This window comes from Pseudomonas sp. PDM01, from assembly GCF_014852325.1.
GTDB classification, from domain to species: Bacteria; Pseudomonadota; Gammaproteobacteria; order Pseudomonadales; family Pseudomonadaceae; genus Aquipseudomonas; species Aquipseudomonas migulae.
In genome coordinates this window covers 28,838-51,620 of record NZ_JACVBK010000007.1, presented here as the reverse complement: position 1 = coordinate 51,620, position 22,783 = coordinate 28,838, and the positions used below count along the sequence as shown (strand labels likewise).

The 22,783-nt window shown below is 57.6% G+C and carries 19 protein-coding genes and 3 tRNA genes; 2 read left to right on the top strand and 20 right to left on the bottom strand.

All coding sequences use genetic code 11. The features are described from left to right. Window positions 1–282 precede the first annotated feature (282 nt). A complete protein-coding gene (locus tag IB246_RS18435; protein ID WP_008035869.1) occupies window positions 283–1,320 on the top strand; it encodes a hypothetical protein in 1,038 nt (345 codons plus the stop codon). Window positions 1,321–1,327: 7 nt separating this feature from the next. Here the strand turns inward: IB246_RS18435 and IB246_RS18430 are convergent. The 16 genes from IB246_RS18430 to rlmE form a co-directional block, all read right to left on the bottom strand. After that, window positions 1,328–1,403: transfer RNA gene (locus IB246_RS18430), tRNA-Thr, on the bottom strand. A gap of 139 nt (window positions 1,404–1,542) precedes the next feature. Beyond that, window positions 1,543–3,648 carry a polyribonucleotide nucleotidyltransferase gene (gene pnp, locus IB246_RS18425; protein WP_008024453.1) on the bottom strand — a complete coding sequence of 702 codons (2,106 nt, stop codon included), beginning with the start codon at window positions 3,646–3,648 and terminating at the stop codon, window positions 1,543–1,545. Window positions 3,649–3,844: 196 nt separating this feature from the next. Continuing rightward, window positions 3,845–4,114 carry a 30S ribosomal protein S15 gene (gene rpsO / locus IB246_RS18420; protein WP_003177875.1) on the bottom strand — a complete coding sequence of 90 codons (270 nt, stop codon included), beginning with the start codon at window positions 4,112–4,114 and terminating at the stop codon, window positions 3,845–3,847. Between the two features lie 117 nt (window positions 4,115–4,231). Next, window positions 4,232–5,149: a tRNA pseudouridine(55) synthase TruB gene (truB, locus tag IB246_RS18415; RefSeq protein ID WP_008024455.1), complete on the bottom strand. Its 918-nt coding sequence runs from the start codon at window positions 5,147–5,149 to the stop codon at window positions 4,232–4,234. Between the two features lie 3 nt (window positions 5,150–5,152). Further along, a complete protein-coding gene (gene rbfA / locus IB246_RS18410) occupies window positions 5,153–5,554 on the bottom strand; it encodes a 30S ribosome-binding factor RbfA (protein ID WP_008024456.1) in 402 nt (133 codons plus the stop codon). A gap of 159 nt (window positions 5,555–5,713) precedes the next feature. Beyond that, entirely contained in the window at window positions 5,714–8,242 is a 2,529-nt protein-coding gene (infB, locus tag IB246_RS18405; protein WP_008024457.1) for a translation initiation factor IF-2, read from the bottom strand. A gap of 27 nt (window positions 8,243–8,269) precedes the next feature. Continuing rightward, a complete protein-coding gene (gene nusA, locus IB246_RS18400) occupies window positions 8,270–9,751 on the bottom strand; it encodes a transcription termination factor NusA (RefSeq protein ID WP_008024459.1) in 1,482 nt (493 codons plus the stop codon). A 47-nt stretch (window positions 9,752–9,798) separates the two neighbouring features. Next, on the bottom strand, window positions 9,799–10,257 hold the full coding sequence (gene rimP, locus IB246_RS18395) for a ribosome maturation factor RimP (RefSeq protein WP_032828556.1): 459 nt from the start codon (window positions 10,255–10,257) through the stop codon (window positions 9,799–9,801). A 138-nt stretch (window positions 10,258–10,395) separates the two neighbouring features. Then, window positions 10,396–10,472: transfer RNA gene (locus IB246_RS18390), tRNA-Met, on the bottom strand. Between the two features lie 96 nt (window positions 10,473–10,568). Then, window positions 10,569–10,654 (bottom strand) — tRNA-Leu (locus tag IB246_RS18385). 22 nt (window positions 10,655–10,676) lie between these two features. Continuing rightward, a complete protein-coding gene (gene secG, locus IB246_RS18380) occupies window positions 10,677–11,060 on the bottom strand; it encodes a preprotein translocase subunit SecG (RefSeq protein ID WP_017336473.1) in 384 nt (127 codons plus the stop codon). A 4-nt stretch (window positions 11,061–11,064) separates the two neighbouring features. Beyond that, window positions 11,065–11,817, bottom strand: coding sequence for a triose-phosphate isomerase (gene tpiA / locus IB246_RS18375; RefSeq protein WP_008035871.1), 753 nt, complete (start codon window positions 11,815–11,817; stop codon window positions 11,065–11,067). A gap of 66 nt (window positions 11,818–11,883) precedes the next feature. Beyond that, the gene (gene glmM / locus IB246_RS18370) at window positions 11,884–13,221 is read right to left on the bottom strand and encodes a phosphoglucosamine mutase (RefSeq protein ID WP_008035886.1); all 1,338 of its coding nucleotides are present in this window, start codon (window positions 13,219–13,221) and stop codon (window positions 11,884–11,886) included. A gap of 16 nt (window positions 13,222–13,237) precedes the next feature. Further along, window positions 13,238–14,089, bottom strand: coding sequence for a dihydropteroate synthase (folP, locus tag IB246_RS18365; RefSeq protein WP_192227692.1), 852 nt, complete (start codon window positions 14,087–14,089; stop codon window positions 13,238–13,240). Between the two features lie 8 nt (window positions 14,090–14,097). Continuing rightward, complete coding sequence (gene ftsH, locus IB246_RS18360; RefSeq protein WP_032828773.1) at window positions 14,098–16,008, bottom strand: ATP-dependent zinc metalloprotease FtsH; 1,911 nt, start codon at window positions 16,006–16,008, stop codon at window positions 14,098–14,100. A gap of 202 nt (window positions 16,009–16,210) precedes the next feature. Beyond that, a complete protein-coding gene (gene rlmE, locus IB246_RS18355; protein ID WP_008029769.1) occupies window positions 16,211–16,840 on the bottom strand; it encodes a 23S rRNA (uridine(2552)-2'-O)-methyltransferase RlmE in 630 nt (209 codons plus the stop codon). Window positions 16,841–16,941: 101 nt separating this feature from the next. Here rlmE and IB246_RS18350 point away from each other — a divergent pair, with 101 nt between their 5' ends. Then, window positions 16,942–17,250, top strand: coding sequence for a YhbY family RNA-binding protein (locus IB246_RS18350; protein WP_007942889.1), 309 nt, complete (start codon window positions 16,942–16,944; stop codon window positions 17,248–17,250). A 9-nt stretch (window positions 17,251–17,259) separates the two neighbouring features. On the opposite strand, the gene IB246_RS18345 is transcribed toward IB246_RS18350, so the two are convergent. The 4 genes from IB246_RS18345 to carA form a co-directional block, all read right to left on the bottom strand. Continuing rightward, window positions 17,260–17,664 carry a hypothetical protein gene (locus IB246_RS18345; protein ID WP_008036520.1) on the bottom strand — a complete coding sequence of 135 codons (405 nt, stop codon included), beginning with the start codon at window positions 17,662–17,664 and terminating at the stop codon, window positions 17,260–17,262. 28 nt (window positions 17,665–17,692) lie between these two features. Next, window positions 17,693–18,169, bottom strand: a complete 477-nt coding sequence (greA, locus tag IB246_RS18340) for a transcription elongation factor GreA (protein ID WP_008029775.1) — start codon at window positions 18,167–18,169, stop codon at window positions 17,693–17,695. Beyond that, window positions 18,166–21,387, bottom strand: coding sequence for a carbamoyl-phosphate synthase large subunit (gene carB / locus IB246_RS18335; protein WP_008029777.1), 3,222 nt, complete (start codon window positions 21,385–21,387; stop codon window positions 18,166–18,168). Before carB ends, greA begins: the two co-directional genes overlap by 4 nt. A gap of 118 nt (window positions 21,388–21,505) precedes the next feature. Next, on the bottom strand, window positions 21,506–22,642 hold the full coding sequence (gene carA / locus IB246_RS18330) for a glutamine-hydrolyzing carbamoyl-phosphate synthase small subunit (protein WP_008029779.1): 1,137 nt from the start codon (window positions 22,640–22,642) through the stop codon (window positions 21,506–21,508). Between the last annotated feature and the right edge of the window lie 141 nt (window positions 22,643–22,783).

Sequence of the window (22,783 nt, the reverse complement as noted above, 5' to 3'; positions counted from 1 at the left end):
TCTGGATCATCAAGGATCTCTCTGACGCAAAAAACCGTGTGAAGCCCGGTTTGTCTGGCCTTCAGAACCATTCGTGGATCATTTGAAAACTGCAGGGTGATGCTCGTGCAATATCCGAATATAGGACGTTTGGAAGACGATTTATATGGACTTTTACATCAAATCTACAAAAAAAATGCCGAGCGGTTTTTCTGAAAATATTCCCTCGCCACACAGGAACAACCTTCAAAAAGCAAAGTCATAGCGATGTGCCATCTAGGCACTTCACAAGGAACTCAGGTGATGCGTATTTTCAAGAAGCTTCCGTCTACCCTGTTGGCAACAGGCATGGCCGCCCTTTTTCTTGGCAACATGGCAATGGCCAATACGGCCCAAGCCGGTCTGGAGTTCGCCTCAGACAACCCTTCCTCCACCGACAGCTTCCTCGTCTTTCACAGACTGTATGGTAAAGACGTCATGGTCAGGAGCAATCTCAGTGTCGAGGGTGTGGAAACACTGCAACGCACCGCTAAAACCAACACGGATGACATCAAGGAACTCAAGAATCTCCTCGAAGCGCAGGCTCGTCTCATCGAGGAACTCAAGCGCAACAACGGAACAAGCTCCAGTTCGAGTGCCAGTGAAATAACCAACCTCAAACGCACTGCCACCGAACAGGACAAGGACCTGAAAGAACTCACCAAGCAATTGGAAGAGTTCAAACGCAACAGTGGTTCGAGTTCCAGCTCCAGTTCCAGCGAAGTGGCCAACCTCAAGCGCACGCTCACTGAACAGGAAACCGGCCTGAGAAACCTCGCCAAAGCAGTGGACGAACTCAAGCGCAACAGCAGCTCGAACTCCGGTTCAAGCGCCAGTTCCAGCGAAGTGAGCGACCTCAAGCGCACGGTCAGTGAACAGGACAACGGCCTGAAAAACCTTGCTAAAGCGGTGGACGATCTCAAGCGCAGCAGCAGCTCGAATTCCGGCTCAAGCGCCAGTTCCAGCGAAGTGAGCGACCTCAAGCGCACGGTCAGTGAACAGGACAACAGCCTGAAAAAGCTCGCCAGCCAAATGGACGATCTCAAGCGCAGCAGCGGCTCGAACTCCAGTTCAAGCTCCAGCTCCAGCGAAGTGAGCGACCTCAAGCGCACCGTCAGCGCACAGGACAACGACTTGAAAAGGCTCGCCAGTCAGGTGGAAGACTTGAAACGTAGCGCCGGGTCGAGTTCCAGCGCGAGTTCCAGCGACCTGTCCAGCCTCAAGCGGGACGTCAGCAATCAGGACAGCCAACTGGATCAGCTGAAACGTGCCGTGGATGATCTGAGAAGCAAGGTGAAATAACAGGGGATGGTGCCCGAGACAGGAATCGAACCTGCGACCTTCGCGTTACGAGTGCGCTGCTCTACCGGCTGAGCTACACGGGCGGTGAGCTAAACCTAGCATCGAGATTGGAAGCGGGCAAATCCACAAACCGTTTCCAGTTTTCGCAGACAAAAAAATGCCCCGCAGTTTTCACTGCGGGGCATTTTTTATAACGTTGAAGCGGTCAGGCGTGGGGAGTGATTAAACGCCCGAAGCCTTGGCTGCTGCTACGTCTTTGATGGAGAGCTTGATACGGCCGCGGTTATCCACGTCCAGTACCAGCACTTCCACTTCCTGGCCTTCTTTCAGGATGTCGGTCACTTTCTCAACGCGAGCATCGCTCAGCATGGAGATGTGAACCAGACCGTCCTTGCCCGGCAGGATGTTGACGAATGCGCCGAAATCGACGATGCGCTCAACTTTACCGACGTAGATCTTGCCGATTTCAGCTTCTGCGGTGATGCCCAGAACGCGCTGACGTGCTGCTTCAGCCGCTTCCTTGGTTTCGCCGAAGATCTTGATCGAGCCGTCGTCTTCGATGTCGATCGAAGCCTTGGTCTCTTCACAGATCGCACGAATGGTCGCGCCGCCTTTACCGATGACATCACGGATTTTGTCGGTGTCGATTTTCATCGCGATCATGGTCGGAGCGTTTTCCGACAGTTCGGTACGCGACTGGCCAATGATCTGGTTCATCTGACCGAGGATGTTCAGGCGCGCTTCCAGGGCTTGGCCCAGAGCGATCTCCATGATTTCTTCGGTGATGCCTTTGATCTTGATGTCCATCTGCAGCGCGGTAACACCTTTGGCGGTACCCGCTACTTTGAAGTCCATGTCGCCGAGGTGGTCTTCGTCACCCAGGATGTCGGTCAGGACAGCGAATTTCTCGCCTTCTTTAACCAGACCCATCGCGATACCGGCAACCGGTGCCTTCATCGGAACGCCGGCGTCCATCAGGGCCAGGGAAGCGCCGCAGACCGAAGCCATGGAGCTCGAACCGTTGGATTCGGTGATTTCCGATACAACACGGATGGTGTACGGGAACACGTCGGCAGCAGGCAGCATGGCCTGAACCGAACGACGGGCCAGACGGCCGTGACCGATTTCGCGACGACCAGCGCCACCCATGCGACCACACTCACCTACCGAGAACGGAGGGAAGTTGTAGTGCAGCATGAACGGGTCTTTTTTCTCGCCTTCCAGGGTGTCCAGCAGTTGTGCGTCACGGGCGGTGCCCAGTGTTGCAACGACCAGAGCCTGGGTTTCGCCACGGGTGAACAGAGCCGAACCGTGGGTCTTTGGCAGAACACCGACTTCGATGTTCAAAGGACGTACGGTCTTGGTGTCGCGGCCGTCGATACGTGGCTTGCCGTTTACGATGTTTTCGCGAACGGTGCGGTATTCGATTTCGCCGAAGGCAGCTTTGACTTCGCTGGAAGAAGGCTGGCCTTCTTCACCGGACAGCTTGGCAACAACCTGATCCTTCAGCTCACCCAGGCGAGCGTAACGGTCGGCCTTGATGGTGATGGTGTAAGCCTGGGAGATCGCGTCGCCGAACTCGGCACGGATAGCGCCCAGCAGAGCAGTGGCTTCTGGTTGTGGAGCCCAGGTCCAGGTCGGCTTGGCAGCTTCGGCGGCCAGTTCCTTGACGGCGTTGATCACCACCTGGAACTCGTCGTGAGCAAACAGTACCGCGCCCAGCATCTGGTCTTCGGTCAGCTCTTTGGCTTCCGATTCAACCATCAGAACGGCTTCCGAAGTACCGGCAACGACCATGTCCAGGCTCGATGCTTTCAGTTGTTCGTAAGTCGGGTTCAGCAGGTAACCGGTGCTTTCGTGGAACGCAACGCGGGCAGCGCCGATCGGGCCATCGAAAGGAATGCCGGAGATGGCCAGCGCAGCCGAGGTACCGATCATCGCAGCGATGTCCGGATCGGTCTTCTTGCTGGTGGAAACGACGGTGCAGACAACCTGCACTTCGTTCATGAAGCCTTCCGGGAACAGCGGACGGATCGGACGGTCGATCAGTCGGGAAGTCAGGGTTTCTTTCTCGGAAGGACGGCCTTCGCGCTTGAAGAAACCGCCAGGGATCTTACCGGCAGCGTAAGTCTTTTCCTGGTAGTGAACGGACAGAGGGAAGAAGCCCTTGCCTGGATCGGCTTGCTTGGCACCGACTACGGTCACCAATACGCTGACGTCGTCGTCAACGGTGACCAATACTGCGCCGGAGGCCTGACGGGCGATACGGCCAGTCTCGAGGGTAACGGTCGACTGACCGAACTGGAATTTTTTGATTACCGGGTTCACGGTGTCCTACCTTCTTTTGTGGCTCTTGGGGAACTTGTCTTCTTGCGAAATTCTTGGGCAATGTCGGGAATCGGCCCAACGCCTGTCCAGGGTAAAACGGTGTATCCAGATAAAACTTGAGGCTGGGAGCCTGCCATGCACCAGCGGGAAACCCACTGATGCACGGCAGACAACCAACCTCTAGCGCAATCGCTTATTAGCGACGCAGACCCAGGCGACCGATCAGAGTCTGATAACGACCCAGATCCTTGCCTTTCAGGTAGTCCAGCAGCTTACGACGCTGGTTTACCATGCGGATCAGACCACGACGGGAGTGGTGATCTTTACCGTTGGCCTTGAAGTGACCTTGCAGCTTGTTGATGTTGTGGGTCAGCAGTGCAACTTGCACTTCTGGCGAACCAGTGTCACCAACAGCTTGCTGGTAGTCAGCTACGATTTGAGCTTTTTCTTGAACGTCGAGAGCCATGAGGCAATCCTTTTATCAGGAAACTGTTTCAAAGAAACAGTTTCAACAGGCCAGGGACAAATCCCTGTATCTAAAAATGAGTAGTGACCGTGCCTGTTAACAGCCACCCTCGTCCGGTCATTCTGACCGAATCAGTCGACGCGGCGCGATGCGCCCGTCTTCGCTCACTTCACCGATACCGATGAAGCGACCATTGTGATCCTGTACCCGTACCATGCCGAACTTCGGAGCATCCGGGGCGCGAACCGGCTGGCCGTTGAGCCAGTAGAACGCGCTCGCTTCCGAGAACTGCAGCAGCGGCCAATCCAGCAGCCCGCTGTCCGATGGCATCAGGAAGCGGTCGACCGCTTCGTTGCCGCCTTCGGCATGTACCGCTTCCAGCTCTTCAAGCGTGACAGTCTGCGCCAGCGTGAAAGGCCCGGCCTGGGTACGTCGCAATTCAGCAACGTAAGCGCCACAACCGAGTTGCTCACCGATATCCTCCACCAGGGTGCGGATATAGGTGCCTTTGCTGCAATCCACCGCAAGCCGCGCAGTATCACCTTCAAAGGCCAGCAATTCCAAGCGCGCAATAGTAACAGAACGCGGTTCGCGCTCCACTACTTCGCCTGCACGTGCCAGCTTGTACAGCGGCTGGCCATCACGCTTGAGCGCCGAGTACATCGGCGGTATCTGACTGATTTGCCCACGAAATTTCGGCAGTACCGCTTCGACATCGGATCGACCAACGGTCACCGGGCGCTCCTGCAAAACTTCACCTTCGGCATCCGCCGTGGTGGTGGTTTTGCCCAGTTGCGCCAGGGTTTCATAACCCTTGTCGGAATCGAGCAGGTATTGCGAGAACTTGGTCGCCTCACCGAAGCACAACGGCAACACGCCGGTGGCCAGCGGATCAAGACTGCCGGTGTGCCCGGCCTTCTCGGCGTTCAGCAACCAGCGAACCTTCTGCAACGCTGCGTTGGAGGTGAACCCCAGCGGTTTGTCGAGCAGGATAATGCCGCTGACGTTACGACGGATACGTTTGACCTGAGCCACCGATTACTCCTTGGTGTCTTCGACTTCTGCCGCAACCGGGTGCTGATTGTCTTCAGCCACCGCACGCTCGATCAGGGCCGACAGGTGCGCACCACGCACGACGCTTTCGTCGTAGTGGAAGTGCAACTGCGGAACGCTGCGCAACTTCATTTCGCGGGCCAACTGCATACGCAGGAAACCGGCGGCGGAGTTGAGCACCTTGATGCTTTGCGCGATATCTTCGGCGCTGTCCTGGCCCATCACGGTGATGAAAATCTTGGCGTGACCGACGTCACGACTGACTTCAACAGCGGTAATGGTGACCAGGCCTACGCGCGGATCTTTGACTTCACGACGGATCAGCTGTGCCAGCTCACGCTGCATCTGATCGCCGATACGCTGGGTACGGCTATATTCTTTTGCCATGTCTTGTTACCTGTTACTGCCTCACGGTGAAACCCGTGGGGTCTGAAAGCGGCAAACGCCCGGCCTGACAAAAGCCAGACCGGGCGTTGCGTTTAGAGTCCTGACGCTGTGCCGCGCATTTGCATGCAGCGGCCCATCGTGGCCCTTGAAGTGCGCGAGTTAGAGGCTGCGAGCAACCTGAACCTTCTCGAAGACTTCGATCTTGTCACCGACTTTGACGTCGTTGTAGCTCTTCACGCCGATACCGCATTCCATGCCGGCACGTACTTCGGAAGCGTCATCCTTGAAGCGGCGCAGGGATTCCAGCTCGCCTTCGAAGATAACGATGTCTTCACGCAGTACACGGATTGGACGGTTACGGTGAACAACACCTTCGATAACCATGCAACCGGCGATCGCGCCAAACTTCGGCGAACGGAACACGTCACGCACTTCGGCCACACCCAGGATGTTCTCGCGAACATCACTGCCGAGCATACCGGTCAGGGCTTTCTTGACGTCTTCGATGATGTCGTAGATCACGTTGTAGTAACGCATATCCAGACCTTCCTGCTCGACGATCTTGCGAGCGCCGGCATCGGCACGCACGTTGAAGCCGAACAGTACAGCGTTGGAGGCCAGTGCCAGGTTAGCGTCGGACTCGGTGATACCACCGACACCGCCACCGACAACACGCACTTGCACTTCGTCGTTACCCAGGCCATTCAAGGCACCGTTCAACGCTTCCAGCGAACCACGGACGTCGGATTTGAGGACGATGTTGAGCGTCTTCTTCTCTTCCTGACCCATGTTCTCGAAGATGTTTTCAAGCTTGCCGGCGTGAGCACGGGCCAGCTTGACTTCGCGGAACTTGCCTTGACGGAACAAAGCCACTTCACGGGCTTTCTTCTCGTCGGCAACCACGCTCATCTCGTCGCCAGCATCCGGCGTACCGTCCAGGCCGAGGATCTCGACAGGGATGGAAGGACCGGCTTCTTTGATTGGCTTGCCGTTCTCGTCGAGCATGGCACGTACACGGCCATAGTTCGAACCGACCAGGACCATGTCGCCTTGGCGCAGGGTGCCGTCTTGAACCAGAACGGTAGCAACCGGGCCACGACCTTTGTCGAGACGCGATTCAACCACAACGCCACGACCCGGAGCCGACGGAGTTGCTTTCAGTTCGAGAACTTCAGCTTGCAGCAGAACAGCTTCGAGCAACTCGTCCACGCCAGTACCGACTTTCGCCGAAACCGATACGAACGGGGTGTCGCCGCCCCACTCTTCCGAAGTCACGCCGTGAACCGACAGTTCGCTACGGATGCGATCGAGATCGGCGCCCGGCTTGTCGATTTTGTTCACAGCTACAACCAGCGGAACACCGGCAGCCTTGGCGTGCTGAACGGCTTCAACGGTCTGCGGCATCACGCCGTCGTCCGCTGCAACCACCAGGATCACGATGTCGGTCGCCTTGGCACCACGAGCACGCATGGCGGTAAACGCGGCGTGACCAGGGGTGTCGAGGAAGGTGACCATGCCGCGTTCGGTTTCAACGTGGTACGCGCCGATGTGCTGGGTGATACCGCCGGCTTCGCCAGCAGCAACCTTGGCACGACGGATGTAGTCGAGCAGCGAGGTCTTACCGTGGTCAACGTGGCCCATTACGGTCACGACCGGAGCACGGGAGAACGCTTCACCTTCAAACTTCAGGGACTCGGCCAGGGAATCTTCCAGGGCGGTGTCGCTGACCAGGGTCACTTTGTGGCCCAGCTCTTCGGCAACCAGTTGGGCAGTTTCCTGATCCAGTACCTGGTTGATGGTCGCTGGGGTACCCAGTTTGAACATGAACTTGATGATTTCAGCAGCCTTGACCGACATCTGCTGGGCGAGATCGCCAACAGTGATGGTCTCGCCGATCTTCACTTCGCGCACTACAGGGCCGGTTGGGCTCTGGAAACCGTGAGCGTTGCGTTTCTTCAGCTTGGCCTTGCCGCGACCACCACGACGGAAGCCATCGCTTTCTTCGTCGGTAGTACGTGGCGCAACACGTGGAGCAGGCGCTTTCTCTTTAACCGAAGCACGATGCGGAGCGTTTTTGCGCTCGCCATCGCCACTGCCACGACGATTGTTATCGTCGGCACGTGGTTTGTCCGGACGGCGCTGTTCGTTCTGCTTGTTGCGAACATCAGCAGACGGAGCTGGAGCAGCTGCAACCACCGGAGCGCTTTCACGCACTGGCTCGGCAACGGCAACCGGCGCTGCAACAGCGTCGTTGGTAGCGGTTTGCGCAGCAGCAGGCTGGCGACGCGCTTCTTCTTCGGCGCGACGCTTGGCTTCTTCTTCAGCCTTCTGACGAGCAGCATTTTCTACTGCGCGACGTTCATCCAGTTCGCGTTTGCGCTCGGCTTCGATTTCTTCCGGGCTGCGTTGTACGAAAACCTTCTTTTTACGGACTTCAACACTGATGCTTTTGCTGCCAGCAACACGCAGGGTGCTGGTGGTTTTACGCTGCAGTGTGATCTTGCGTGGTTCTTCCACTTTCGCCTTGTGGCTGCTTTTCAAGTGAGTCAGCAAAGATTGCTTCTCACTGTCAGTCACATGTTCTTCGGCGGCGGTGTGCGGCAGACCTGCCTCACGCATCTGCTGCAACAGGCGCTCTACCGGTGTTTTGACCTCATCGGCCAGTTGTTTCACCGTGACTTGCGTCATGCACTTCTCTCCTCAGGCCGCGCCTAATTACTCGAACCAGTGGGCTCGGGCGGCCATGATCAACTTGCCGGCACGATCATCGTCAATGCCGTCGATGTCGAGCAGGTCGTCAATAGACTGCTCGGCCAGGTCTTCGCGGGTAATTACGCCGCGCACCGCCAGTTCCATCGCCAAATCCTTGTCCATACCCTCAAGCGAGAGCAGGTCTTCGGCCGGATGGGCGTCTGCCAGCTTTTCCTCAGTAGCGATGGCTTTGGTCAACAAACGATCCTTGGCACGAGCGCGAAGCTCGTTGACGGTTTCTTCGTCAAAGCCGTCGATGTTGAGCATTTCTTCCAACGGTACGTAGGCAATCTCTTCCAGGCTGGTGAAGCCTTCATCTACCAGCACCTGTGCCAGGTCTTCGTCGACTTCCAGCTCGTCGATGAAGTTGCGCAGGATGTCGCCGGTTTCTGCTTGCTGCTTAGCCTGGATGTCCGATTCGGTCATCACGTTCAGGGTCCAGCCAGTCAACTGGCTAGCCAGACGCACGTTCTGACCACCGCGACCGATGGCCTGAGCCAGATTGTCTGCGCCAACGGCGATGTCCATTGCATGGGCATCTTCGTCAACGATAATTGCCGCAACCTCAGCCGGGGACATGGCGTTGATTACGAACTGAGCCGGGTTGTCGTCCCACAGGACGATATCAACACGCTCACCGCCCAACTCACCCGACACTGCCTGGACGCGCGAACCGCGCATACCGATGCAAGCGCCCTGCGGGTCGATGCGTTTGTCCTTGGAGCGGACCGCGATCTTGGCGCGCGAACCCGGGTCACGGGAGGCAGCCATTACTTCGATCAGGCCTTCAGCGATTTCCGGCACTTCGATGCGGAACAACTCGATCAGCATTTCCGGCGCGGTACGCGACAGGATCAGCTGCGGGCCGCGGTTCTCGGTGCGGATTTCCTTGAGCAGCGCACGCAGACGCACGCCAACCCGGAAGGTTTCGCGAGAGATGATGTCTTCACGAGCCAGCAACGCTTCAGCGTTGTTGCCCAGGTCGACGATCACATTGTCGCGGGTCACTTTCTTCACGGTGCCGGAGATGATTTCCCCCAGGCGCTCGCGATAGGCGTCAACGACTTGAGCGCGCTCGGCTTCGCGAACTTTCTGCACAATGACTTGCTTGGCAGTCTGTGCAGCAATGCGGCCGAACTCGATGGATTCGATTTTTTCTTCGACTACATCACCAACCTGGGCACCAGGATGCGTTTCGGCAACCTTGCTCGGCCAGGTTTCGATGGCCGGATCGTCCAGGTCTGCTTCTTCGACAACCGTCCAGCGACGGAAGGTCTCGTAAGCACCGGTGTGGCGATTGATTTCCACACGCAGATCGACTTCGTCCTCGAAACGCTTTTTGGTAGCAGTGGCCAGAGCCAGCTCCAGCGCCTCAAAAATTACGTTTGCCGGTACGCCCTTTTCATTGGATACCGACTCAACAACCAGCAGTACTTCTTTGCTCATCGTACGCCTCGCCTTTCGCAAGCCATTGGATCCGCGGGATCCGCGTCTCAGTCAAAACTGGGAATAATGTTGGCCTTGTCGATCATATCGATCGGCAACAGGAACTCGTGGTCTTCTACCTGCACCACGACATCCTGCTCTTCTACACCGCGCAGAAGGCCCTGAAAGTTGCGTCGCCCTTCAAAAGGCGAGCGCAGCCTGATCTTCACTTGTTCACCGGCAAATTTTGCAAACTGCTCAATAGTGAACAGCGGGCGTTCCATGCCAGGCGAGGAAACTTCAAGGGTGTACTCAACGGCGATTGGATCTTCAACATCCAGGACACCGCTGATCTGACGGCTGACGATGGCGCAATCGTCCACCAGCACGCCGCCTTCTTTATCAATATAAACGCGCAACATTGAGTGGCGACCTTGAGCCGAAAACTCAATACCCCAGCATTCATAGCCTAGGGCCACGACCACCGGGGCCAACAAGGCCTGCAACTCTTCTAGCTTGCTCGACACCTGAACCCCCTCGTGCATGTATGTGCATGCTATGCAAAATAAAAAAATGGGCGAAACGCCCATCCTTGAAACGCCGTCGAACAGCGGCGTAGAAAGTGTCCAGCTAACAAAAAGCCCCTTAAAAGGGGCTCCTTAAACTGGTTGCGGGGGCCGGATTTGAACCGACGACCTTCGGGTTATGAGCCCGACGAGCTACCAGACTGCTCCACCCCGCGACAAAGCTGGGGCGGAAGTATACGACCGATCCCTGACAGGGTCAATGTAACCTTCCACCTACAAGAAAGCCCGCAACAGCGGGCTCTCCTGATAATTGGTACCGAGAAGGGGACTCGAACCCCTACACCCTATGGGCACAACCACCTCAAGGTTGCGTGTCTACCAATTCCACCACCTCGGCAATACTACGTTTGAAACCCTTCTTACTTCTGCTCTTGAGCTGGAGGTACGTCAGTCGCTGGAGTAGCCGACTTTTGCTCTTGAAGCACCGGTACATCATCAGAAGCCGGTTGTTGCTTTGGAACTTCCAACACTGCTGGATTTGGCAAACCTACTTGAGTCAGCTGGTGAGCCTTCTCTTTAGCAAAGTAACCTAACCCTAAGCTGGTTATGAAGAAACCGGCGGCAAGTATAGCAGTAAACTTACTAAGAAAGGTAGAGGAACCTTGGCTTCCGAACACAGTATTTGAAGCACCTGCTCCGAAAGACGCGCCAGCATCCGCACCCTTACCCTGCTGCAGCAATACCAGAGCAACTACGCCCAATGCACCCAGCAGATGAAAAACGACTACGACTGTTTCCAGCATTTTTTCAGTTTCCCGCGGCGCGAATAATCGCACCGAACTCATCTGCATTCAGGGAAGCTCCACCAATGAGCCCCCCATCGATATCCGGCATGCCGAACAGTTCGACCGCATTGGCCGCCTTCACGCTGCCGCCGTATAGAAGCCGCACACCTTGTGCGACCTCAGAATTCTCTGCCGCCAACTGAGCGCGAATGGCTGCGTGCACATCCTGCGCCTGTTGCGGCGAAGCAGTCAGCCCGGTGCCAATGGCCCAGACCGGCTCGTAAGCAATGACTGCATTTGCAAAAGCACCAACACCCAGCTCCTCAATGATACTGCCAAGCTGACGCCCGACAACCTCAAGAGTTTTTCCAGCTTCGCGTTGCTCCAGGGTCTCCCCTATACACAACACTGGAATCAAGCCACATGCCTGTGCCGCTGCGAACTTGCGAATCAGCATTCCGTCCTGCTCGCCCATTTGGCGGCGCTCGGAATGCCCGACAAGTACAAAGGCACAACCTGCATCCACCAACTGACTCGGTGCAACTTCGCCGGTCAAAGCACCTTGCATGGATTCCACTGCAGAGTTCTGCGCGCCGACCGAAATCGACTTGCCTTTCAAACCTTCAATCACTTGATTGATATGCAGGAAAGGCGGGAATACCGCGACATCAACACCGCTCGGCAAGGCCAAATGACTCAGGCCGTTGATCAGCTCAGCGACGCTGGCGCGGGTACCGTGCATCTTCCAGTTACCAGCTACCATAGGGCGACGCATGCTGTACCTCGTCGGTCAAAGTGGGCGCAGATGTTACCCAACACAATCATGGCTGGCAAGCCGAATTCAGGCAGAAACTTCAGTAACCAGTTTTGCCAGCTCTTCGGCATAGCCGCGAACCTGTGTTTCGTCCTCGCCTTCGACCATGACTCGCACCAACGGCTCGGTGCCGGACTTGCGCAACAGCACGCGCCCACGCCCGGCCATGGCCTTGGTAACGCGCTCGCTGGCCTCTTTGACCGACGGATGATTCAGCGGGCTCGCACCGCCACTGAAACGCACGTTGATCAGCACCTGAGGACACTTGCGCAGCGACTGACGGGCTTGAGCCAGCCCTTCGGAGCGAGTCTGCAATGCCATCAGCACCTGCAACGCGGCAATGATCGCATCACCGGTGGTGGTGTGATTGAAGCAGACGATATGACCCGAGTTCTCACCACCGACCAGCCAGTTACGCTCCAGCAGATCCGCGATCACATAACGGTCACCGACGTTGGCACGCACAAACGGAATCGACAGATCTGCCAGGGCCAGCTCCAGCCCCAGGTTACTCATCAATGTTCCGACCACACCGCCTTTCAGCAGATCACGCTCATGCAAGTCGCGGGCGATGATGAACAGCAGCTCGTCACCATCGACAACAGCACCCGTGTGATCGACCATCAGGACCCGGTCGCCATCACCATCGAACGCAATACCGAGATCAGCATGTTCGGCAAGGACGGCAGCCTGCAACTGACCCATATGGGTCGAACCGCAGTTGTCATTGATGTTCAGGCCGTTTGGCTGCGCTGAAAGCACAACAACCTCGGCGCCCAACTCGCGGAACACACTCGGTGCTACTTTGTAGGTCGCACCGTGAGCGCAATCGATCACGATCTTCAGGCCCGTAAAGCTGGTGCCGGTCGGCACGCTGCTCTTGCAGAATTCAATATAACGGCCCGAAGCATCGTTGATTCGCGACACTTTGCCGATCTTGCTCGACTCAACCACCGTCATCGGGGTGTCGAGCAACTCTTCGATCATATGCTCGACTTCATCCGGCAGCTTGGTGCCCTTGCCGGAGAAAAACTTGATGCCGTTGTCATCGTGAGGATTGTGCGAGGCACTGATCACGATGCCTGCTTCGGCATGGAACGTACGCGTCAGGTAGGCGATGGCCGGCGTCGGCATCGGGCCCAGGAGCATCACGTCGGCACCCGCCGAAGTCAGCCCGGCCTCGAGCGCCGATTCGAACATGTATCCCGATATCCGGGTGTCCTTGCCTACCAACACTTTGCAGGCGCCCATTTTGCGGAACGCCATGCCCGCAGCCCAGCCGAGCTTCAGCATGAATTCAGGGGTAATCGGGTACACGCCGACCCGACCACGAATACCGTCGGTGCCAAAATATTTCTTAGTCATAAGTGCTCCATCATTCTTATTCGGCTGATTCCACTGCGGCGATCATCCGCACCACATCGACGGTTTCGGCCACATCATGGACGCGCAATATACGCGCCCCCTTGAATGAAGCCAGCGCCGCGAGTGCCAAACCGCCATGCAGTCGTTCACCGACCGGGCGATTCAAGGCCTGACCTATCATGCTCTTTCGCGAAACCCCGACCAACAGGGGCCGCCCCAAGGCATGCAGGACTTCCATATGTTTGAACAAGCTCAGGTTGTGCTGCAAGGTTTTGGCGAAGCCGAAACCCGGATCCAGGATGATCCGTTCAGCCGGAATTCCGACTGACGCACACTGCGCCATGCGTTCGACAAGAAACTCGCCAACCTCTCGGGTGACATCCTGATAATGCGGATTGTCCTGCATGTCGCCCGGCTCACCGAGCATATGCATCAGACAGACCGGCAGACCAGTGGCGGCCGCCGCATCCAGAGCGCCCTCTCGACGCAACGAGCGGACGTCATTGATCAAACCCGCACCCAACCGCGCCGCTTCACGCATGACCGCTGGCGTGGAGGTATCGACCGAGATAATCACATCCAGCTCGCGGTTGATGCGCTCGACAATTGGCGCTACGCGCTCCAGCTCTTCGAGCGGCGAAACCGCCCTGGCACCGGGCCGGGTCGATTCGCCACCGACATCAATCAGCGTCGCGCCGGCCAGCACCATGGCCTCGGCGTGGCGCAAGGCCGCATCGAGCTGGCTGTATTGGCCGCCATCGGAAAAGGAATCAGGGGTGACATTGAGAATGCCCATGACATGCGTCTGGGCCAAATCAAGAACCCGGTTGCCGCAAGGCAACCGGGTCGAGGACTGAACAGAAGTCATTTCAAACCTTAAACGTCAGCAGCCGGACCGCCGATCGGTGTTTCCGGGCGCTCATCCTGTACCACCGGAGGCGTTCCGGAGGTACCGGTGCCGCCCGACCAGTCGCGAGGTTCGCGAGGCGTACGACCCGCCATGATGTCGTCGATCTGATCGGCGTCGATCGTTTCGTACTTCATCAAGGCATCAGCCATGGCGTCGAGCTTGTCACGGTTATCCGTGAGGATCTGTTTGGCCGTGCCATAGCACTGGTCAATGATGCTGCGCACTTCGGAGTCGATCAGTTTGGCTGTCTCACCGGAGAAGCTTGCACTCTGACCACCGCCGCCGCGACCGAGGAACACTTCGCCCTCTTCTTCGGCGTACATCAACGGACCGAGTTTCTCCGACAGACCCCACTTGGTCACCATGTTCCGTGCAATCTGACTGGCACGCATGATGTCGTTGGATGCACCGGTGGTGACACCGTCAAAGCCCAAAGTCATCTCTTCAGCGATACGGCCGCCGTACAGCGAGCAGATCTGGCTGATCAACGCACGCTTGGACAGGCTGTAGCGATCTTCTTCAGGCAGGAACATGGTCACACCCAGCGCACGACCGCGCGGGATGATCGACACTTTGTAGACCGGGTCATGCTCAGGCACGACGCGACCAACAATGGCATGGCCTGCTTCGTGATAAGCGGTGTTCTGCTTCTCTTTCTCGGACATGACCATGGATTTGCGCTCGGCGCCCATCATGATCTTGTCTTTCGCCAGTTCGAATTCTTTCATCTCGACAATGCGCTTGCCGGTACGGGCAGCGAACAGCGACGCCTCGTTCACCAGGTTGGCAAGGTCGGCACCGGAGAAACCAGGCGTACCACGAGCGATCACGGCCGGAGCGACGTCGTCACCCATTGGCACTTTGCGCATGTGGACCTTGAGAATTTGCTCGCGACCGCGGATATCCGGCAACCCGACCACAACCTGACGGTCGAAACGGCCCGGACGCAGCAACGCAGGGTCCAGTACGTCCGGACGGTTGGTTGCAGCGATGACGATGATGCCGTCATTCATTTCGAAGCCGTCCATCTCTACCAGCAACTGGTTGAGAGTCTGCTCGCGCTCATCGTGACCACCACCCATGCCGGCGCCACGGTGGCGACCGACGGCGTCGATTTCATCGATGAAGATGATGCATGGCGCGTGTTTTTTGGCTTGTTCGAACATGTCGCGAACACGGCTGGCACCGACACCGACGAACATTTCGACAAAGTCGGAACCGGAAATGGTGAAGAACGGCACCTTGGCTTCACCGGCAATTGCCTTGGCCAGCAAGGTTTTACCGGTACCTGGAGGACCGACCATCAGCACGCCGCGAGGAATGCGGCCGCCCAGACGCTGGAACTTGCCCGGATCGCGGAGGAATTCGACCAGCTCGCCGACTTCTTCCTTGGCTTCGTCGCAACCGGCAACGTCAGCCAGGGTAGTTTTCACCTGGTCTTCGGAGAGCAGGCGCGCCTTGCTCTTGCCGAAGCTCATCGGCCCGCCCTTGCCTCCGGCACCGCCCTGCATCTGCCGCATGAAGAACATGAACACGGCGATGATCACCAGGATCGGGAAGCTCGCGACCAGCAGTTGAGTCCAGATGCTTTGCTGCTCAGGCTGCTTGCCTTCGACTACCACGTGGTTGTCCACGAGATCGCCGATCAGACCGTTGTCCTGGATCGCAGGACGAATGGTCTTGAAGCTGTCGCCATCGTTGCGCTTACCGGTAATCACATAGCCATCAACGGCTACGCGCTCGACCTTGCCATCCTTGACCTGCTGGATGAAGTCGGAATAGTTGAGGGTCTGCGGCTCGTTAGGGCTGGAGAAGTTGTTCATCACTGTCACCAGGACAGCCGCGATGATCAACCACAGGATCAGATTCTTTGCCATATCGTTCAATTAACTACCCTCTGAAGCAAGCGCCGCTAATGGCGCGCGCTTCGCATGATATTCACCGGCCTAACTTACTACATTACCTACAACACTGGCAGGCGCCGTCTGTAACCCTTTGTGAAACACTTCCTACACAATATTCGCTAATTCCCACAAGGCGAAATACGAAAAACCTATCGCCCCGCAAAAAAACCTCGATTTACTCACTACGGCCGCGGTAGCCCCAAGCCAGCATGTATTGCTCGCGGGAACTGCCACGGGAAGAGTCCGGCTTGATCATCTGGACCTTGTCGAATTTCTGACGAGCGTCCTTCACGTAAGCATCAAACCCTTCGCCCTGAAACACCTTGATCACGAAATTACCACCCGGCTTGAGTATCCGGGCAGCCAGATCAAGAGCCAGCTCACATAGAAACATGGCTTTTGGCATGTCCACTTCAGGCGTACCACTCATATTGGGGGCCATATCGGAAATCACAAGGTCCACCTGCGAATTACCGACGGCCTCAAGGATCTGAGCGAGCACTTTATCCTCGGTGAAGTCACCCTGGATGAAAGTCACGTCCGGAATGCCGTCCATTTCCAGGATGTCCGAGGCGATCAGACGCCCCTGACCACCGATCAGCCGACTGGTGACCTGCGACCAGCCGCCGGGCGCCGCCCCCAGGTCGACAACGCTCATACCCGGACGGATCAGCTTGTATTTCTCCTGGACCTCCAGAAGCTTGTAACTCGCACGCGAGCGGTAACCATCCTTCTGCGCCTGCTTCACATAGGGATCGTTGACATGTCTTTTCAGCCAACCAAGGCTTGTCTTGGAACGCGCCATTGGGCACCTCGATGATAAGGGTCGTGATTAGTTGGGCGGATCCACGAACCCTCGGGTAAAATGGCCGCCATTTTACAGAATCCAGACGAAAGGGTCAGATTATGCCGCTCACTCAAGAGCAGAAGAAACAGTACAAATCCATTGGCCACCATCTGAAACCAGTTTTGATTGTGGCTGACAACGGTTTGACTGAAGGTGTGTTAGCCGAACTTGAACGCGCTTTGGCGGATCACGAGCTGATCAAGATCAAGCTCAACATCCTCGATCGCGAATCGCGCCTGGCGTCCATTGCAGAACTCTGCAAGGTCGGCAAAGCGGATCTGGTTCAAGTCATCGGCAAGATGGCACTGATTTACCGCAAGAACTTCAGCGTCAACAAGCAGCTGTCGAACGTCCATCGCTTCAAGTGATGGCAAGGGTCAAGGGTGTGCTTCGCGCACCCTGCCGCTCCATCCCGGTACCGGCTGCAAGACCAGCACCAGCCCGGAAAAGCCCAGAACAAGATAGCTGAACACTTGCCAACGCACTGCATCCGGCCAGCCGATACGCACCGCGAAAAACATCGCACACGCATACAGCGCCATCATCAGCAGTTGCCCGCGAATATCGCGCCATAGACTGGCAAGGCCCTCGGCCTGAACCAGCACCAAAGCCTGAAAAATTACACACGCCGAGGCGAAACCCACCATCAGCGCGTTCAGCATGCCTGCAATTTCTTCGATCAGCAGCGGCGCCAGGCCAATTTGGCCCAGCACCGGCAGCAGGCCGATGTGTAACAGCCACAAGCCGCCGACCCACAACATCTGAGTCAGCTGCCAAAGCATGGCGCCCGCACGCAGCGGGCGCCTTCTTTCAGATGTGGCGGACTTCGACAATCTCGTACTCGATAACGCCACCCGGCGTTTTCACGGCAACCACATCACCCTCTTCCTTGGCAATCAAGGCGCGGGCCAATGGCGAACCTACCGAAATCTTGCCGAGTTTGAAGTCAGCCTCGTCCTCACCCACGATGTGGTAAGTGACGCGCTCATCGGTCTCGACGTTGGCGATTTCAACGGTGGTGCCGAAAATCACTTTACCGGTGTGAGGAATGCTCGTGACGTCGATGATGACCTGATTCTGAATCCGGCCTTCGATGTCACGAATCCGCGCCTCGACCATACCTTGCTGCTCGCGAGCAGCGTGGTATTCGGCGTTTTCCTTCAAGTCACCCAATTCCCGGGCCGTACCGATGTCCTGGCTGAGCTTCGGGCGGACGACCTTGGTCAGGTGAGCGTGTTCTTCTTCCAGGGCTTTCGCGCCCTGGACGGTCATTGGGTACTTGATCATGCCTTCAATCCTGCGTGTAGATCCTGCAAGCGGCGTACGGTCTTCTCGGGACCGAACTTCAGCGCTTCGCAGATGGCTTCGCCAGCAGCAATGGTGGTGGTGCAGTAGATTTTGTGCTGCAAGGCATTACGACGAATGGAGTACGAGTCAGCAATCGACTGGCGACCTTCGGTGGTGTTGATGATCAGGGTGACTTCGTCATTCTTGATCATGTCGACCACGTGCGGACGACCTTCAGTCACCTTGTTCACACGGCGCACTTTCAGGCCTGCGGCTTCGATCAGCTTGGCAGTACCGGCAGTGGCAACCACTTCGAAGCCCAAGTTGATCAGATCACGGGCCACGCCTGCAACCAGTGGCTTGTCGTCGTCACGCACGCTGATGAACGCGGTACCGCCGGTCGGCAGCACTTCGCTGGCGCCCATCTGAGCCTTGGCGAACGCTTCGCCGAAGGTGTCGCCCACGCCCATCACTTCACCGGTGGACTTCATCTCTGGGCCCAGGATCGGGTCCACGCCAGGGAATTTGGCGAACGGGAAGACCGCCTCTTTCACACTGTAGAAGTTCGGGATGATTTCTTTGGTGAAGCCGATTTCTTTCAGGGTTTTACCGGCCATGACGCGTGCCGCGATCATCGCGAGGGAAACACCGATGCACTTGGACACGAACGGTACGGTACGGGAAGCGCGCGGGTTGACTTCGATGACGTAGATGTCTTCACCTTGCAGCGCCAACTGAACGTTCATCAGGCCGACAACGCCCAGTTCCAGGGCCATTTTCTTGACCTGTTCGCGCATCTCGTCCTGGATGTGCGCAGGCAGCGAGTACGGCGGCAGGGAGCATGCGGAGTCACCGGAGTGAACACCGGCCTGCTCAATGTGCTGCATGATCGCGCCGATCACCACGTCGGTGCCGTCGCAAACTGCATCCACGTCCATTTCGATGGCGCAGTTGAGGAAGTGGTCGAGCAGCACCGGGCTGTCGTTGGACACTTTCACTGCGTCACGCAGGTAGCGCTTGAGTTCTTCTTCTTCGTAGACGATTTCCATCGCACGGCCGCCCAGTACGTAGGACGGACGAACCACCAGCGGGTAACCGATCTTGGCCGCGGCACGAATCGCTTCGTCTTCGCTGCGCACGGTGGCGTTTGGCGGCTGACGCAGGTTCAGACGCTCAACCATTTGCTGGAAGCGCTCTCGGTCTTCGGCACGGTCGATGGCGTCAGGGCTGGTGCCGATGATCGGCACGCCGGCTTCTTCCAGGGCGCGAGCCAGTTTCAGTGGAGTCTGGCCGCCGTACTGGACGATTACGCCTTTCGGCTTCTCGACCCGGCAGATTTCCAGCACGTCTTCCAGGGTTACTGGTTCGAAGTACAGGCGATCGGAGGTGTCGTAGTCGGTGGAAACGGTTTCCGGGTTGCAGTTGACCATGATGGTCTCGTAACCGTCTTCGCGCAGGGCCAGTGCCGCGTGTACGCAGCAGTAGTCGAACTCGATGCCCTGGCCGATACGGTTTGGACCGCCGCCGAGGATCATGATCTTGTCGCGACCCGACGGCGCGGCTTCGCACTCTTCCTCGTAAGTCGAGTACATGTAGGCGGTGTCGGTGGCGAACTCGGCAGCGCAGGTGTCAACGCGCTTGTAGACCGGGAAGATCTCCAGCTTGTGACGGTGGCGACGCAAAGCTTTTTCGGTCACGCCCAGCAGCTTGGCGAGACGCATGTCCGAGAAGCCTTTGCGCTTGAGCTTGAACATCAGGTCGCGGTCGATGCTGGCCAGACCCAGGGTCTTGACCTTCTCTTCTTCCTTGATCAGATCTTCGATCTGCACCAGGAACCACGGGTCGATCATGTTCATGCCGAAGATGTCTTCGACCGACAGGCCGGCGCGGAAGGCGTCAGCCACGTACCAGATGCGCTCGGCGCCCGGCACGGTCAGTTCGCGCTTGAGGATGCTCATGCTTTCCGGGTTGCCCAGGTCGAGCTTCTCGTCCAGGCCGCAAACACCCACTTCCAGGCCGCGCAGGGCTTTCTGCAGGGATTCCTGGAAGGTCCGGCCGATGGCCATGACTTCACCGACCGATTTCATTTGAGTGGTCAGGCGTGCGTCGGCTTTCGGGAATTTCTCGAAAGCGAAACGTGGCAGCTTGGTGACGACGTAGTCGATCGACGGCTCGAACGACGCCGGAGTAGCGCCCCCGGTGATTTCGTTCTGCAGCTCGTCCAGGGTATAGCCGATCGCCAACTTGGCAGCGATACGCGCAATCGGGAAACCGGTGGCTTTCGAGGCCAGGGCCGAGGAACGGGATACCCGCGGGTTCATCTCGATGACGACCATGCGGCCAGTGTCCGGGCAGATGCCGAACTGAACGTTGGAGCCGCCGGTTTCCACGCCGATCTCGCGCAGTACCGCCAGGGAGGCGTTACGCATGATCTGGTATTCCTTGTCCGTCAGGGTCTGTGCCGGCGCAACAGTGATCGAGTCACCGGTGTGCACGCCCATCGGGTCAAAGTTTTCAATGGAGCAGACGATGATGCAGTTGTCCTTCTTATCGCGGACAACCTCCATCTCGTATTCTTTCCAGCCGATCAGGGATTCGTCGATCAGCAGCTCTTTGGTCGGAGACAGGTCCAGACCACGGGCGCAGATTTCTTCGAACTCTTCACGGTTGTAAGCGATACCGCCGCCGGTGCCGCCCATAGTGAAGGACGGACGGATGATGCACGGGAAGCCCAGGCGCTCAAGAACGGCGTTGGCCTCTTCCATGCTGTGGGCGATACCCGAACGCGGGCAGTCCAGGCCGATGGATTTCATCGCCTTGTCGAAACGCGAACGGTCTTCAGCCTTGTCGATGGTGTCAGCGTTGGCGCCGATCATCTCTACGCCGAACTTCTCCAGAACGCCTTCGCGCTCCAGGTCCAGTGCGCAGTTCAGAGCGGTCTGGCCGCCCATGGTTGGCAGCAGCGCGTCCGGACGCTCTTTCTCGATGATCTTGGCAACGGTCTGCCATTTGATCGGTTCGATGTAGGTGGCGTCGGCCATGTCCGGGTCGGTCATGATGGTCGCTGGGTTGGAGTTCACCAGGATGACGCGGTAACCCTCTTCGCGCAGGGCTTTGCAGGCCTGGGCGCCGGAGTAGTCGAATTCGCAGGCCTGGCCGATAACGATCGGGCCAGCGCCGAGAATCAGGATGCTTTTAATGTCTGTACGTTTTGGCATGGGTTTGTCACTCAAATCCGCAGGTCAGTCGGCAAGCCGTCTTGTTCAATCTGTGAAGCCTTGAGGGGGCCACCGGTGTCGGGACCGCCCTCAAGCTTTGCTGCATCAAGGCGAGCGATCAGCGTCGCTTGGCCATTTCGTTGATGAAGCGATCGAACAATGGCGCTACGTCGTTCGGGCCAGGGCTGGCTTCCGGGTGACCCTGGAAGCTGAAGGCGCTCTTGTCGGTACGCTCGATGCCTTGCAGGGTGCCGTCGAACAGCGATTTGTGAATCGCACGAACGTTGGCTGGCAGGGTCGCTTCGTCTACGGCAAAACCGTGGTTCTGGCTGGTGATCATCACCACGCCGCTGTCCAGATCCTGGACCGGGTGGTTGGCACCGTGGTGGCCGTGGCCCATTTTCAGGGTCTTGGCGCCGGAGGCCAGGGCCAGCAGCTGGTGACCGAGGCAGATGCCGAATACCGGAATCTCGGTTTCCAGCACATCCTTGATCGCCTGGATCGCGTAGTCGCAAGGCTCCGGATCGCCAGGGCCGTTGGACAGGAACACGCCGTCCGGCTTCATCGCCAGCACGTCAGCGGCAGGCGTTTGCGCCGGCACCACGGTCACACGGCAACCGCGCTCGACCAGCATGCGCAGGATGTTGAGCTTGACGCCGTAGTCGTAGGCAACCACGTGGTACGGCAGCTCGGAAGCGTCGATGGTCGCGTGGCTGTCGGTTTTCAACTCCCAGACAGTCGAGCGCCACTCGTAGGTTTCCTTGGTGCTGACGACTTTCGCCAGGTCCATGCCTTTGAGGCCAGGAAAGCCTTGAGCCGCGGCGATGGCCGCTTCTTCGGAAATGTTGTCACCGGCCATGATGCAGCCGTTCTGCGCGCCTTTCTCACGCAGGATGCGCGTCAGGCGGCGGGTGTCGATACCGGCGATTGCCACAACGTTGTTGGCTTTCAGGTAGTCGGACAGGGACATCGTGTTACGCCAGTTGCTCGCAACCAGCGGCAGGTCACGGATGACCAGGCCAGCGGACCAGACGCGGTCGGACTCGGCGTCTTCCGGCGTGGTGCCGGTGTTGCCGATGTGCGGGTAAGTCAGGGTAACGATCTGTTGGGCGTAGGAAGGATCGGTAAGGATTTCCTGATAGCCGGTCATTGCGGTGTTAAACACCACCTCACCAACGGTTTGACCGTCGGCTCCAATGGCTTCGCCGCGAAAAATGCTGCCATCAGCAAGGGCGAGTATGGCTGGCTTAGTCAAGAAGACCTCCCGTAAATAAAGCCTGAAAGGGCGATCGCAGGTTGTAAAAAAGCGGAGTGACGTATGGACACGTCACCCCGCTTCTTCACTGAATTATTCTGCGCGCTTTTAGTGGACACACTAAAGCTGTAGCTTACAGAA